The following is a 13960-nucleotide window of genomic DNA, read 5'->3' on the forward strand; positions in this document are numbered from 1 at the left end:
CGTCGCACGCCGAAGCGTGAGAAGTCCGTCCGGTCCGCCCCCGTGTCGCCCTCGCCGTCGTCCAGGGTCGCGACCGTGGTGCGCTCCTCGTGGTCGATCGGCTGGCCGCCCTCGGTGACGAAGGGGTGGTCGGCGGGCAGCTCGTCGTGCGCCAGCTCCTCGGTCGAGCCGTCACCCAGCTCGCCGGTGCCGGCGTCGTCATCGGTGCGGCTCGCGCCGTCCGCGTGGGACGAGCCGTCGTCGGGCCCGTCCTCGTCGACACCGTCTTCGTCGACCCGGTCCTCGTCGACCGGGTCCGCGGCGTCGGTCGCCGAGGCCGGTCGCCCGTCGCTCCCGGTCGCCTCGGCCTCGTCCGAGACGACCGCCTCGTCACCCGCAGCTGCTGCCACGCGCTGCTGCTCGTCCCGCTCCGCCTGCTCCTCCTCGGTCAACGGGTCGGGCACCAGCCAGACGGCGCCCAGGGGCGGCACGGTGACCAGCGCGGAGAAGGGCTGGCCCTGGTGCGGCTCGTCGACCGCCTCGACCGCGCCGAGGTTGCCCTCTCCCGACCCGCCGTAGGTCTGCGCGTCGGTGTTGAGCACCTCGCGCCACCGGCCGGAGTAGGGCAGGCCGATGTGCACCTGGTGGTGCGGGACCCCGCTGAAGTTGACCACGCAGGCGACGACCGGCCGCAGCCCGTCCGGCCCCTCGTTGCCCCAGCGCAGGTAGGAGTACTGGTTGCGGCCGGCGTCGTTGGCGTCCAGCCAGCTGAAGCCGTGCTCGTGGTGGTCGATCTCCCACAGGGCCGGCAGCTCGGCGTAGAGCCGGTTGAGGTCGGCGACCAGCGACTGCACGCCGGCGTGCTCCGGGCGCTCGACCAGCTCCCAGTCCAGGCTCCCGTCGTCGGCCCACTCCCGGGCCTGGGCGAACTCGCTGCCCATGAAGAGCAGCTGCTTGCCGGGGTGGCTCCACTGATAGGCCAGGAAGGCCCGCGTGGTCGCGAACTTCTGCCACGCGTCGCCGGACATCTTGCGCACCAGCGACCCCTTGCCGTGCACGACCTCGTCGTGGCTGATCGGCAGGATGTACTTCTCGCTGAAGGCGTACACCAGCGAGAAGGTCAGCGTGTGGTGGCTGTGCGCCCGGCTGAACGGCGAGGCGCCGACGTAGCCGAGCGTGTCGTGCATCCAGCCCATGTTCCACTTGAAGCCGAAGCCGAGCCCACCCTCGTCGGTGGCGCGGTGACGCCGGGCCAGGAGGTGCTCTCCTCGGCGATCATCACGACGCCGGGGGAGCGGCGGTATGCCGTGGCGTTGGCCTCCTGCAGCAGCGCGACGGCCTCGAGGTTCTCCCGGCCGCCGTGCCGGTTCGGGATCCACTGGCCGTCGTCGCGCGAGTAGTCGAGATAGAGCATCGAGGCGACGCCGTCGACGCGCAGCCCGTCGGCGTGGAACTCCTCCAGCCAGTAGGTCGCGTTGGCGACCAGGAAGTTGCGGACCTCCGGGCGGCCGAAGTCGAAGATGTAGGACCCCCACTCCGGGTGCCAGCCCTTGCGCGGGTCCGGGTGCTCGTAGATCGGGGTGCCGTCGAAGCGGGCGAGGGCCCACGGGTCGGTGGCGAAGTGCCCGGGCACCCAGTCGAGGATGACCCCGACCCCGGCCTGGTGCAGGCGGTCGATGAGGTAGCGCAGGCCGTCCTCGTGGCCGAACCGGCTGTCCGCGGCGTAGTACCCGGTCACGTGGTAGCCCCACGACCCGCCGTAGGGGTGGTGCATGACCGGCATGAGCTCGACGTGGGTGAAGCCCATCCGCGCGACGTAGGGGACGAGCTGGTCGGCGATCTCGGTGTAGCCCAGCCCCTTGCGCCAGCTGCCGAGGTGCACCTCGTAGACGCTCATCGGGCCGTGGTGGATGTCGCCGGCCGCGCGGGCCGCCATCCACTCCGCGTCCCCCCAGCGGTGCGTGCTGACGGTGACCACCGAGTTGGTGAACGGGGGGACCTCGCTGGCGCGCGCCATGGGGTCGGCCTTGGCGCGCCGGACGCCGTCCGGGCCGGTGATGTCGTACTTGTAGTGGGCGCCCTCGCGGACGCCGGGGACGAACAGCTCCCAGACGCCGACCTCGTCGTGGGCGCGCAGCGCGTGCGTCGCGCCGTTCCAGCCGTTGAAGTCGCCGACGACGTGGACGGCCGAGGCGTGCGGGGCCCAGACGGCGAACCGGGTGCCGGTGACCTCGCCGAGCTCGTCGCGCACCGTCATGACCCGGGACCCCAGGGCCCGCCACAGCTCCTCGTGACGGCCCTCGCCGATGAGGTGCAGGTCGGTCTGACCCAGGCTGGGTCCGTGCCGGTAGGCCTCGTCGACGAGGTGCGCGCCGCGCCCGGTGTCGACCTTGAGCCGGTATGCCGGGACGGTCGCGGTCGGCAGCACCGCCACCCAGATGCCGCCGGTCTCGTGCGTCATCGGCACCCTGACCCCGTCCGCCAGCACGATCTCGACGAGCTGCGCCTCGGGCTGGAGGGTGCGGACGGTGACGTGGTCGTCGAAGACGTGCGCGCCGAGGAGGGCGTGCGGGTTGCGGTGCAGCCCCTCGACGACGTCGGTCGCCTCGTCCAGGTCCAGCGGGAGGGTATGCGGTCCGGCCGGCTCCGCCGGCTCGCTCAGGGAGCGCCGCGGCCCCGTCGGGCGGGCCGTGACGACGCCCTCGCTGGCGTCCTCCCACGCGGTGGCGCGCAGCACCTCTGGGTCGCCCTGCGGCTGCCCGGACCACCCGCTGGCGGCGGCCGGGGGGCGGGGGGCGAGCTCGACGTCCTCACCGGTCCGCCGGCCGGGGGGCACCGTCTCGATGACCATGTCCTCGGGCGGGGGGATGGGGGCGTGCGGGTAGCCGCCGCTCGCGCCCCGGCCCGAGGCCGACGCCGGGGCGGAGCCGCTGGCCGCGCGCCGGTCGCCGGTCGGCGGGTGGGAGAGCGGACCGTCGTGCCGCTCGACCTCGATGAGCGAGGCGCCGTAGTCGTCGCCGGTGCCGTCCTGCTCGGAGCGGACATCCTGTGCGTCCGACTCGGGCCGGGCAGAGGGGGTGTCCGGCCCGGACGTGGCCTCGTCGGTGACACCCGAGGTGGGGGCAGGGGGCGTGTCGTTCGTGCTCACGGGGGTCTCCTTCGTCGCACCGTCGGCGGGGACGGTGGCGGTGCCTGCTGCAGCTGCGCCGGCGGTCGCGTCGGTGGTGGGGGCTGCCGCGGCCGCCGCAGCCGCGCGGTGAGGCGGGCACGGTGGGGGCACCGCGGTGGCGCCCGTCCGCGGCCGGCTCACCGAGGAGCCGGCGCACCGCGGCGACCGGGATGGCGACCCAGTCGGGCCGGTTCTGCGCCTCGTAGCTGACCTCGTACAGCGCCTTGTCCAGCTCCAGCGCGGCCAGCAGCGCAGTGAGCTCCTCGCGGCGGTCCTCCCCGGAACCGGTGGCGTAGCCGTCGAGGAAGGACTCGCGGGCGGCGGTGGCCCACGCGCCGCGGTCCCCCGCCCCCGAGGCAGCGGCGGAGGCGGCGGCGTAGTCGAAGGAGCGCAGCATGCCCGCCACGTCGCGCAGCGCGAGGTCGGGCTCGGTGCGCTCGGCGAGCGGGCGCAGCGGCTCGCCCTCGAAGTCCAGCAGCACCCAGCCGCGGTCGGGGGCGTCGAGCACCTGACCGAGGTGGTAGTCGCCGTGGATCCGCTGCAGGTCGGGCAGGTCGGAGGACTCGAGCTCGGCATACACCCCGAGCACCGGCTCGCGGTAGGCCGAGAGCTCCGGCGCGTCCCGGAAGGCCTGCTCGGCGCGGGTCCGCATCTGCGCGACCAGGGTGGAGCGGCGGTCCGCGGCGGGCCGGGTGCCGAAGGCGTCCCGCAGCACCGCGTGCACGGCGGCCGTGGCGGCGCCCAGCGAGCGGGCACTCTCGGTGAAGTCCCGGTCCGCCCCGGCGGCGACGAGCGCACGGCGCCAGGCGTCCTCGGTGCCGGGCAGGAACTCTTGGGCGAAGGCGAGGTGGCCGTGCGCCTCGCCACCGCCGGGAGCGACCCAGCGACCCTCGATCGAGCCGACCGGGTCGGGCACCTGTCGCGACCCGCCACGGCTCACCGCGGTCTGGACGGACACGTCCGGGTTGTCCCCCTCGGCGAGCACCCGGAACAGCTTGATGATGACCGGCAGGTCCTCGCCGTGCATGTCGACGATGATCGAGGTGTTGGACTGCTCGCCGGTGAGCACCCGGGAGCTCGCCAGCGCCGGGACGGGACCCTCCGGCGCGAGGCGTCTCGCGCGCGCGGCGGGGACCTCGTGCTCGGCATACATCTCGCGCAGCAGCACGTCGGCGAAGACCGGGTCGTGGGTCGCGTCGTAGATGTAGCGCGTCCCGAGCTCGCTGTGCTCGGCCGTCGCGACGAGCGCGTGCTCGAGGAAGGGCACCGCCTCGGCGCGGTAGGTGAGGGGCACCTGGTAGACGACGGGCTCGGGACCGGACTCGTCGACGAGGAGGTGGTCGTCGATGCCCACCTCGCCGAACGGGTCCTGCCAGCGGATGCTCGACACGCGCCGCAGCGCCGGCGCACCGGCGCGCTTGCCGCGGTACCACCGCTGCCGGGCCACCCAGGCGGGCAGGAAGTCCTCGAACGTCGGCGTCAGCGTGGCCATCAGGTCCCCTCCGGGGTAGACGTCTCGGGCGTGGCAGCAGCGGCTGCCGGTGCCGGGGGTGCCGGCGGGCGCAGCCCCAGCCAGAAGAAGCCGCGCGACCCCAGGGTGAGGGTGATCGTGCCGTCCGCGGCGACGTCGGGGAAGTTCAGCCCCCCGAAGAGGTCACGGACGTCGGAGCCCCGGAGCCGCTCGGGCAGCGTGATCGTCGTGGCCTGCGGCCGCGAGGAGAGGTTGTTGACGCAGAGCACCGCCGGGTGGCCCTCGCGCTCCTCGTCGTCGGCGTCCTCGCTCTCCGGCAGGGCCCGCGCGAAGGCGAGGACGGCGTCGTTGTCCGCCTCGCAGGGCAGGTAGTCGCCGGTGCCGAAGACCTCGTGCGCGGCGCGGACCTGGAGCATGCCCCGGGTCCAGTGCAGCAGCGAGGAGCCGCTGGCCATCTGGGCCTCGACGTTGACCCCGTTGTGGTGGTAGACGAGCGAGCTGATGACCGGGAGGTAGAGCTTGCCGGGGTCGGCGGTGGAGAAACCGGCGTTGCGGTCCGGGGTCCACTGCATCGGCGTGCGCACCGCGTCACGGTCCTCGAGCCAGATGTTGTCCCCCATGCCGATCTCGTCGCCGTAGTAGAGGCAGGGCGACCCGGGCAGCGAGAGCAGGAGCGCGTTGATGAGCTCGATCTCCTCGCGGGAGTTGTCGAGCAGCGGCGCCAGCCGACGCCGGATGCCGACGTTGGCTCGCATCCGCGGGTCGGGGGCGTACCAACCGTACATCGCCGAGCGCTCCTCTCCGGAGACCATCTCCAGGGTCAGCTCGTCGTGGTTGCGCAGGAAGGTGCCCCACTGGGTGCCGGCGGGGATCGCGGGGGTCTCCTCCATCACCCGGATGACGGGCTCGGCCTTCTCCTCGCGCAGCGAGTAGTAGAGCCGCGGCATCACCGGGAAGTGGAAGCACATGTGGCACTCCGGCGCCTCGGGCGTGCCGTAGTAGTCCACGACCTCGGCCGGCATCTGGTTGGCCTCCGCGAGCAGCACCCGGCCGGGGTACTCCTCGTCCACCATGGCCCGCAGCGCGGCGAGGAACTCGTGGGTGCGGGGGAGGTTTCGCAGTTGGTGCCCTCCTCCTCGAAGAGGTAGGGCACGGCGTCGAGCCGGAAGCCGTCGATCCCCAGGTCCATCCAGAAGCGCACGACGTCGAACATCGCCTCCTGCACGGCCTCGTTCTCGAAGTTGAGGTCGGGCTGGTGGGAGAAGAAGCGGTGCCAGAAGAACTGGCGCCGCACCGGGTCGAAGGTCCAGTTGGAGGTCTCGGTGTCGACGAAGATGATCCGGGCGTCGGCATACGCCTCGTCGGTGTCGGACCAGACGTAGAAGTCGCCGTAGGGTCCCTCGGGGTCGGACCGGCTGGCCTGGAACCAGGGGTGCTGGTCAGAGGTGTGGTTCATCACCAGGTCGGTGATGATCCGGATGCCGCGGGCGTGCGCCTGGCTGATGAGCTCGCGGAAGTCGGGCAGGGTGCCGAACTCGGGCAGGACCGCGGTGTAGTCCGCCACGTCGTAGCCGCCGTCCCGCAGCGGCGAGGCGTAGAACGGCGGGATCCACAGGCAGTCGACCCCCAGCCACTGCAGGTAGTCCAGCCGGTTCATCAGCCCGCTGAAGTCGCCGGAGCCGGAGCCGGTCGAGTCGTCGAAGGCCCGCACGAGGACCTCGTAGAAGACCGACTTGCGGAACCAGTCCGGGTCGTTCCGCAGCCCCGGCTGGTGCAGGTTCAGCCCGCGCATCGTGCTCCTCTCAGACCGTCGTCACGTGGATGATGTGCACCGGCTCGTGCCCGTAGCCCGGGCCGAGCTCGACGTAGGGCGCGTCGTCCCACTCCCACGTCGCGCCGGTGACCAGGTCGTGGGCGCGGAAGTGGTCGCCCCAGCTCAGCCCGAGCGCGGGCAGGTCGAGGTGCAGCCGGGAGCCGCGGACGGTGTAGGGGTCGAGGTTGGCGACGACGAGGACCGTGTCGTGTGCCGAGCCGTCCGCGGCACCACCGCCGTGCTTGGAGAAGACCAGCAGGTTCTCGTCCTCGGCCTGGTGGAAGGTGACGTTGCGCAGCCAGTGCAGGCTCGGGTGCTCGCGCCGGATCCGGTTGAGCATCGTCAGCCAGCCGGACAGGTCCGGGCGGCCGTCGGCGGGCTCGTCCCAGCGACGGTTCTTGTACTCGTACTTCTCGTTGTCGACGTGCTCCTCGGCACCGGGGCGCGGGACGTCCTCGACGTGCTCGAAGCCGGCGTAGATGCCGTAGGTCGGCACCAGCGTGGCGGCCAGCGCGGAGCGGACGAGGTGGGCGGTCACCCCGCCGTTGCTCATGTAGGGCGTGAGGATGTCGTGCGTCGTCGGCCAGAACGAGGGGCGCATGTAGGGCGCGGTCTCGGTCGCCAGCTCGGTCACGTAGTCACGCAGCTCGGCGGCGGTGCTGCGCCAGGCGTAGTAGGTGTAGGACTGCTGGAAGCCCACCTTGGCCAGGGTGCGCATCATCATCGGCTTGGTGAAGGCCTCGGCCAACCAGATGACCTCCGGGTGGTCCTGGGCGACATCGGCGATGAGCCACTGCCAGAAGTTGACCGGCTTGGTATGCGGGTTGTCGACCCGGAAGATCCGCACGCCGTGGTCGATCCACACCTGCACGACGCGCCGGATCTCGGCATACACCTCGTCCGGGGTGTTGTCGAAGAAGACGGGGTAGATGTCCTGGTACTTCTTGGGCGGGTTCTCCGCGTAGGCGATCGAGCCGTCCGCTCGGATCTGGAAGAACTCCGGGTGGCTGGTGGCCCACGGGTGGTCGGGGGAGGCCTGCAGCGCGATGTCCATCGCGACCTCGAGCCCGAGCTCCTCGGCACGGGCGACGAAGGCGTCGAAGTCGTCGAAGTCGCCCAGGTCGGGGTGCAGCGCGTCGTGGCCCCCCTCGGCGGCGCCGATGGCGTAGGGCGAGCCGGGGTCGTGCTCGTCGGCGTCGAGGGTGTTGTTCTTGCCCTTCTTGTTCGTCGAGCCGATCGGGTGCACCGGCGTGAGGTAGACGACGTCGAAGCCCATGTCGGCGATCGCCGGCAGCCGCTCCTGGGCGGTCCCGAAGGTGCCGCTGGTCCACAGCCCGGTGTCCGGGTCCTGGGTGGCGCCCTCGGAGCGGGGGAAGATCTCGTACCACGCGCCGGTCAGGGCGAGCGGACGCTCCACGAGGAGGGTGTAGGACGGGGAGGGACTGACCAGCTCGCGCAGCGGCGTGCGGGCGAGCACGGCCTCGACCTCGGGGGAGGTGCCGGCGTGCAGCCGCTCTGCCACGGGTAACGCGCCGCGGCGCAGGGTGTCGGCCGCGTGCTCGAGCACCTCGCGGTCCCCCTCGGTGTGCTCGTCGGCGTCCAGCGAGCGCTCCAGGACCCGCGCCCCCTCCTCGAGCATGAGCTCGACGTCCACGCCCGCCTCGACCTTGATCGTGCCGTCGTGCTCCCAGGTGGCGTAGGGGTCGGACCAGCCCTCGACCCGGAACTGCCACACGCCCTCGCGGTCGGCATACACCTGCGCCTGCCAGTGCGAGAGCCCCGGGTTGGCGCAGGTCATCGGCACGTGGTGCTCGCCGCCGTCGGGGTCGACGAGGACCACGGTGGCGTTGACGGCGTCGTGCCCCTCGCGGAAGACGGTCGCGGTGACGGTGAAGACCTCACCGGTGACGGCCTTGGTCGGACGCCGCCCGCCATCCACGACCGGCTCGACGTCGAGGACCGGGATGCGGCCGAGCGGCTCCTGGCCGCACGTGGCCAGGGCGGAGCGGTCGATGCCGGGGGAGGCGGACGCCTGGGCGTCGGGACGGGACTGGGCGGTCGTGGTCGAGTGCTCGGTCACCTGGCCAAACCTACCCGGCTTCCGTCCGGGAAACCACGCGCGGTCACCCACCCGCCGGGCGGCCCGGCCCGACCCGGGCGACGAGGACGGTGAGGGTCGTCGCGTCGACCTCGACGACGCCCCCGGACGGGACCGGGCCCGCCCCGTGTCCGGCACCTTCGCTGGAGAAGCGCACGTCCCACCCCGTCACGCCGCCGAGGTCGGGCAGCGCGATCGTGGTGCGTTCGGTGCCGGCGTGCAGCAGCAGCGCCACCGCCACGGGCTCGTGGTGGTGCAGCGTGTCGTGCACGACCGTGAGGGTGCAGCGGTGCGGGTCGTTCCACCGGTCCTCGCCCATGACCTCGCCGCGCTCGTCGAACCAGCGCAGCCGGGTACGGCCGGGCGCGGCGTCGTAACGGGCGAACTCCGGGCCCCGCAGCAGCGCCAGCTCACGGCGCAGCCGCAGGAGCGCGGTGGTGTCCGTGAGCAGCGCGGTCTGCCACTCCTCGAGGTCCCAGTCCACCCAGGTGAGCTCGTTGTCCTGGCAGTAGGCGTTGTTGTTGCCCTGCTGCGTCCGGCCGAGCTCGTCTCCGGCGACGAGCATGGGGACACCCGGGGAGAGCAGCAACGTGCCCAGCAGGTTGCGGATCGAGCGGCGCCGGTGCCGCTGCACCTCCGGGTCGTCCGTGGGGCCCTCGACGCCGTGGTTCCACGAGCGGTTGTCGCCGTGCCCATCCCGGTTGTCCTCGCCGTTGGCGTGGTTGTGCTTGTGCTCGTAGGCGGTGAGGTCGGCGAGGGTGTAGCCGTCGTGCGCGGTGACGAGGTTGACCGAGGCGATGGGACCCCGTCCGTCGCGCGCGAAGAGGTCGGCCGACCCGGCGATCCGGGTGGCGAGCTCGCGGACCCCGTGGCCGTGGTGCCCGTGCAGCCGCCGGCCCACGTCGGCCAGCCAGAAGCTCCGCGCCGTGTCGCGGAAGCGGTCGTTCCACTCGGCGAAGACGGCCGGGAACTGCCCCGTGCGCCACCCGTGGACGCCCACGTCCCAGGGCTCGGGATGAGCTTGACCCGGCTCAGCACCGGGTCGGCCTCGAGCGCGACGTGGAAGGCGTGCTCGCGGTCGTAGGCGTCGTCGCGCCCGCGGGCCAGCGCCGGGGCGAGGTCGAAGCGGAAGCCGTCGACGTGGAAGTCCTCCACCCAGTGCCGCAGCGAGTCCAGCACCATGCGGGCGACCTGCGGGTCCCGCAGGTCCAGGGTGTTGCCGCACCCGGTGACGTCGATGTCGCGGCCGCGGTCGTCGAGGCGGTAGTAGGTGCGGTTGTCCAGACCGCGGAAGGACAGCGTGGGGCCGTCCCACACCGACTGCTCCGCGGTGTGGTTGTAGACGACGTCGAGGATCACCTCGATGCCGGCCGCGTGCAGCGCCCGCACCGCACCCTTGACCTCGTCCACGACGCCCTGCGGATCGGTGGCGGCGGCATACCCCGCGTGCGGCGCGAAGAAGCCCAGCGAGTTGTAGCCCCAGTAGTTGGCCAGGCCCCGGCGCACCAGGGCGGGCTCCGAGGTGAAGGCCTGGATCGGCAGGAGCTCCAGGCTGGTCACGCCGAGGCTCGTGAGGTGCTCGACCAGCGCCGGGTGGCCGAGCGCGGCATAGGTGCCGCGGATCTTCTCCGGTATGCCCGGGTGCCGCATCGTGAGCCCGCGCACGTGCGCCTCGTAGAGCACCATCTCGGTCCAGGGCACGTCTGGGCGGGTGTCCTGGCCCCAGTCGAAGACGTTCTGGTCGACCACGACGGAGCGCGGGACGTGGGCGGCGGAGTCGCGGTCGTCGGGCGTCTCGGGATCGGTCCAGCCGTCCTCGCCGACGACGTGGCCGTAGACCTCGGGCGCCCAGGCGACCTCGCCGTCCACGGCGTGGGCGTAGGGGTCGAGCAGCAGCTTGGCGGGGTTGTGCCGGTGGCCCTCGTCCGGCGCCCACGGGCCGTGCACGCGGAAGCCGTAGCGCGTGCCCGGGGTCAGCTCGGGCACGACGTCCCACCAGATGCCGTGCGCGTTGCGGCGCAGCGGGATCCGGCGCTCGCCGGACGCGGTGGACAGGCATACCTCGACCGCGCTCGCGTGCCGGGCGAGGACAGCGATCTCCGGGCCGGCGTCGGTGCGGGTGAGGCCGAGGCGGGGCGGTCGCTCGGTGCTGCTGCGGGGGCGGACCGGGGCTCCCACGCTCAGATCTCCGCCTCTCGCACCACGTCGTCCTCACCTCCGGCAGGGCGCCCACCGCCGGGCACCGGGCGCAGACTACCGAGCCGGCTCGCGCCTAAGTGATCCGGCCCGGCCGTGCTACAACTCACGTGCCGCAGGAGGGCTGCGGACCGGTCGCAGGGGCCGCAGCGGGAGATGGGCGTCGGGTGAGCGTCAGCAGGTCGACCACGGGTCCGGACCCGGGCGACGACGCGGGTGTGGCGGTGTCCGTCGTCGTCCCCGTCCACGACGCCATGCCGTATCTCGTGGGGCTGCTGCGCTCGCTGGCCGAGCAGGACCTCGACGCCGACGCCTACGAGGTGATCCTCGTGGACGACGGCTCCACCGACGAGGGGCCGCGCGTCCTCGACGCCTGGGCCGCGGACCGACCTCAGGCACGCGTGGTGCACCAGGAGAACAGCGGGTGGCCCGGTGCCCCGCGCAACCGCGGCCTGGAGCTCGCGCGCGGCCGCTACGTCTTCTTCGCCGACGCCGACGACGAGCTCGGTCCGGAGGCGCTGCGCCGCATGGTGGAGTTCGCCGACGAGCAAGGCAGCGACGTCCTCGTCCCGCGCTCGGTCGGCGTGGGGCGGTTCGTCCCCTACCTGTTTCGCGTGACCCGCGTCGACGCCGACCTGGAGCGCGTCTTCCACACCCTGACCCCGCAGAAGCTGTTCCGCCGCAGCCTCCTGGAACGGGAGCAGATCCGCTTCCCGGAGGAGAAGGTGCGGCTCGAGGACGGCATGATGCTGGCTCGGGCCTACCTGCTCGCCGACCGTGTCTCCTTCCTGGGCGGTGAGGTCGTCTACCACCTGATCTCGCGCGACGACGGGCAGAACATCAGCGTCCAGGACTTCGACCCCGACGGCTACACCTGGTCGATCGGTGAGGTCGCCCGGCTGATCCGGGAGAACGATCCCGACCCGGGGCGGGCCGACCGGGTCGTGCTCGACCTGTACCGGCGCACGTGCCTGAAGTTCTACCAGCCCGCGCGGTGGTCGACGATGCCGAGGGCGCGCCGGGAGAAGTTCCTGGCCGCGCACCGCCGGTTCATGGACGTCCACATCCCGCCGGCCCTCGAGGACCAGCTGGCCGAGCCCTTCCGCACCCGCTCGCGACTGGTGCGCGCAGGCGATGCCGCCGGCCTGGACCTCGAGGCCCGGGAGAGCCGGGACCGTGCCCTCGTGGCGGCGCTCGTGGCCTCGGCGACGTGGCGGCGACTCGGAGGCCTGCGCCTGTCCGTGGAGGTCCACGGTGCACGGGCCGGGGATGAGCACCGGCCGCTCCACCTGGTCCTGCGTCGACGAGGGGGGGACGTCGTGGAGACCCTCGACCTCGGTTCGCCCGGCCGTGTCGAGCGGCCCGAGGGGCGGCCGTGCGTCTCCGTCTTCGACGTGAGCGTCCCGACGGCCGCGCTCTCCGCCGGGGCCGGGACCACGCTGGACCTCTACATCCAGGTCGAGGGGAGAAGGACCGGACGCGCCTGGCGGCACCGTTGGTGTCGGTGCTCCCGCCGGCCCGCTCCGGGAACCGGGTCTACAGCACCGTGCAGAACAACCTCAGCATCGAGTGCGGCGCCGGCTGACCCGGGTCGGGGCGCTGGGCCGCGGCCGAGCCGTTACGTTGGATCCATGAGTGATCCGACCTCGCTGCCCAACTTCCCGCCCCCGCCGCAGGAGCACCCGCTGACCGGGCGGGTCCTCGACGCGCTGCAGGACCTGCAGATGTCGCCCAACCTCGACAAGGCCGGTGACGTCTCCTTCGAGGTGCAGAACCAGAAGCTCTTCGTCAAGGTCATCGAGGGCGAGCAGTTCGACATCATGCGCGTCTTCGGCCAGTGGCAGATCGCGAGCAGCGTCCCCGACGAGATGCTCACCCGGCTCAACGGCTGCAACGACGTGACGCTCGGCGTCAACCTGGTCAAGGCCGGGATCGCCTCCGGCAACCTGGTGCTCGCGGTCGAGCAGATCATCGCCCGCGCCGAGCAGCCCAAGCCCAAGGTGCAGATCGCGACCGGCCTGCTGCTGCAGGCGCTGCAGCTGTGGCACCGCAACGTCGTCGCCAAGGCGCAGGCCGAGCAGGGCCTGGAGCCCGAGCTGCCCGAGGGCGCCCCGGAGGGCACCGAGGTCGGGCCGTGGCTGTCGGTCGGGCCGCAGGGACGTTCCGGTGGTGGTCAGGGCACGCCCGGCGGTGGCGGCGTCGGCGAGGACACGCCCGACGCCTCCGGCGAGGGCTCCCCGCGGGACGACGCGTGAGCAGGACCGTCCCCACCGCCAGCGACTTCGTCCGGGTCGAGGTCGAGGAGGGGGTCGGGACCATCCGGGTCGACCGGCCGAAGATGAACCCGCTCTCGATCGAGGTGCAGGACGCCCTCGGCGAGGCCGCCGGGATCGTCGCGGACGACGACGAGGTCGCTGCTGTCGTGCTCTACGGCGGCGAGAAGGTCTTCGCGGCGGGCGCGGACATCAAGGAGATGCAGGACATGTCCCTACACGGACATGGTCCGGCGCGCCCCGGTCATCCAGGAGTGCTTCTCCGCCGTGGCGCGCATCCCCAAGCCGGTCGTCGCCGCGATCGAGGGGTATGCCCTCGGCGCCGGCAACGAGCTCGCGCTCTGCGCCGACTTCCGGGTCGCCGCGTCGGACGCCAAGCTCGGGCAGCCGGAGATCCTGCTCGGGGTCGTGCCGGGGGCCGGCGGCAGCCAGCGGCTGGCGCGGCTGGTCGGCCCGGCGAGGGCCAAGGACCTCGTCTTCACCGGGCGCATGGTCGAGGCCGACGAGGCGCTGGCCATGGGGCTGGTGGACCGGCTCGCGGAGCCGGGGCAGGCATACCAGGTCGCGCGGGAGATGGTCGCCCGCTACGTCGGGGGACCGGCCTACGCGCTGCGCGCGGCCAAGGAGGCGATCGACCGCGGGCTGGACGGTGACCTCGAGACCGGGCTCGCCATCGAGGCGATGCAGTTCGCCGGCGTCTTCGCGACCGAGGACCGGCAGATCGGCATGACCTCCTTCGTGGAGGAGGGTCCGGGAAAGGCGCGCTTCACCGGTCGCTGACCAGCGAGCGTCGCTCGTGGTTGCCCCACCCCCGACCGAGCGTCGCCTGTGGTTGCCGCCGGCCTCGCTGCCCACCACACGCGACGCTCGGTGGGTCTCTGGGTGTCCACCAGCGACGCCCGATCGGCAAATGGTGAACGTGACTAGTTGACATGACTGACTAGTCAGAGACATGATCTAG

Annotated in this window: 4 protein-coding genes and 4 pseudogenes; 2 read left to right on the forward strand and 6 right to left on the reverse strand. The window is 72.5% G+C overall.

Annotated elements, in window-relative coordinates; translation table 11 throughout:
• Window positions 1-434 precede the first annotated feature (434 nt).
• The 6 genes and pseudogenes from glgB to FU792_RS19480 all read right to left on the reverse strand — a co-directional run.
• Window positions 435-2641: pseudogene (glgB, locus tag FU792_RS03340) on the reverse strand (1,4-alpha-glucan branching protein GlgB); the annotation flags it as partial.
• A 148-nt stretch (window positions 2642-2789) separates the two neighbouring features.
• Window positions 2790-4640 (reverse strand): maltokinase N-terminal cap-like domain-containing protein, encoded by a 1851-nt coding sequence (locus tag FU792_RS03345; RefSeq protein ID WP_238706039.1) that lies wholly within the window; start codon window positions 4638-4640, stop codon window positions 2790-2792.
• Window positions 4640-6411: pseudogene (gene treS / locus FU792_RS03350) on the reverse strand (maltose alpha-D-glucosyltransferase). The gene FU792_RS03345 and the pseudogene treS overlap by 1 nt, the downstream one beginning before the upstream one ends.
• Window positions 6412-6421: 10 nt before the next feature.
• Window positions 6422-8512 carry a maltotransferase domain-containing protein gene (locus FU792_RS03355; RefSeq protein ID WP_022924368.1) on the reverse strand — a complete coding sequence of 697 codons (2091 nt, stop codon included), beginning with the start codon at window positions 8510-8512 and terminating at the stop codon, window positions 6422-6424.
• A gap of 43 nt (window positions 8513-8555) precedes the next feature.
• Window positions 8556-9530, reverse strand: a complete 975-nt coding sequence (locus tag FU792_RS19100; RefSeq protein ID WP_420876886.1) for a hypothetical protein — start codon at window positions 9528-9530, stop codon at window positions 8556-8558.
• A gap of 935 nt (window positions 9531-10465) precedes the next feature.
• A pseudogene (locus tag FU792_RS19480) lies at window positions 10466-10708 on the reverse strand (early set domain-containing protein); the annotation flags it as partial.
• 185 nt (window positions 10709-10893) lie between these two features.
• Between FU792_RS19480 and FU792_RS03365 the strand changes: the two are divergent.
• Entirely contained in the window at window positions 10894-12981 is a 2088-nt protein-coding gene (locus FU792_RS03365) for a glycosyltransferase family 2 protein (RefSeq protein ID WP_149814546.1), read from the forward strand.
• Window positions 12978-13779, forward strand: a pseudogene (locus FU792_RS03370) (enoyl-CoA hydratase/isomerase family protein). The gene FU792_RS03365 and the pseudogene FU792_RS03370 overlap by 4 nt, the downstream one beginning before the upstream one ends.
• The last annotated feature ends 181 nt before the right edge of the window (window positions 13780-13960 follow it).

It is taken from the genome of Serinicoccus marinus DSM 15273 (assembly GCF_008386315.1).
In the GTDB taxonomy this organism is placed as follows: domain Bacteria; phylum Actinomycetota; class Actinomycetes; order Actinomycetales; family Dermatophilaceae; genus Ornithinicoccus; species Ornithinicoccus marinus.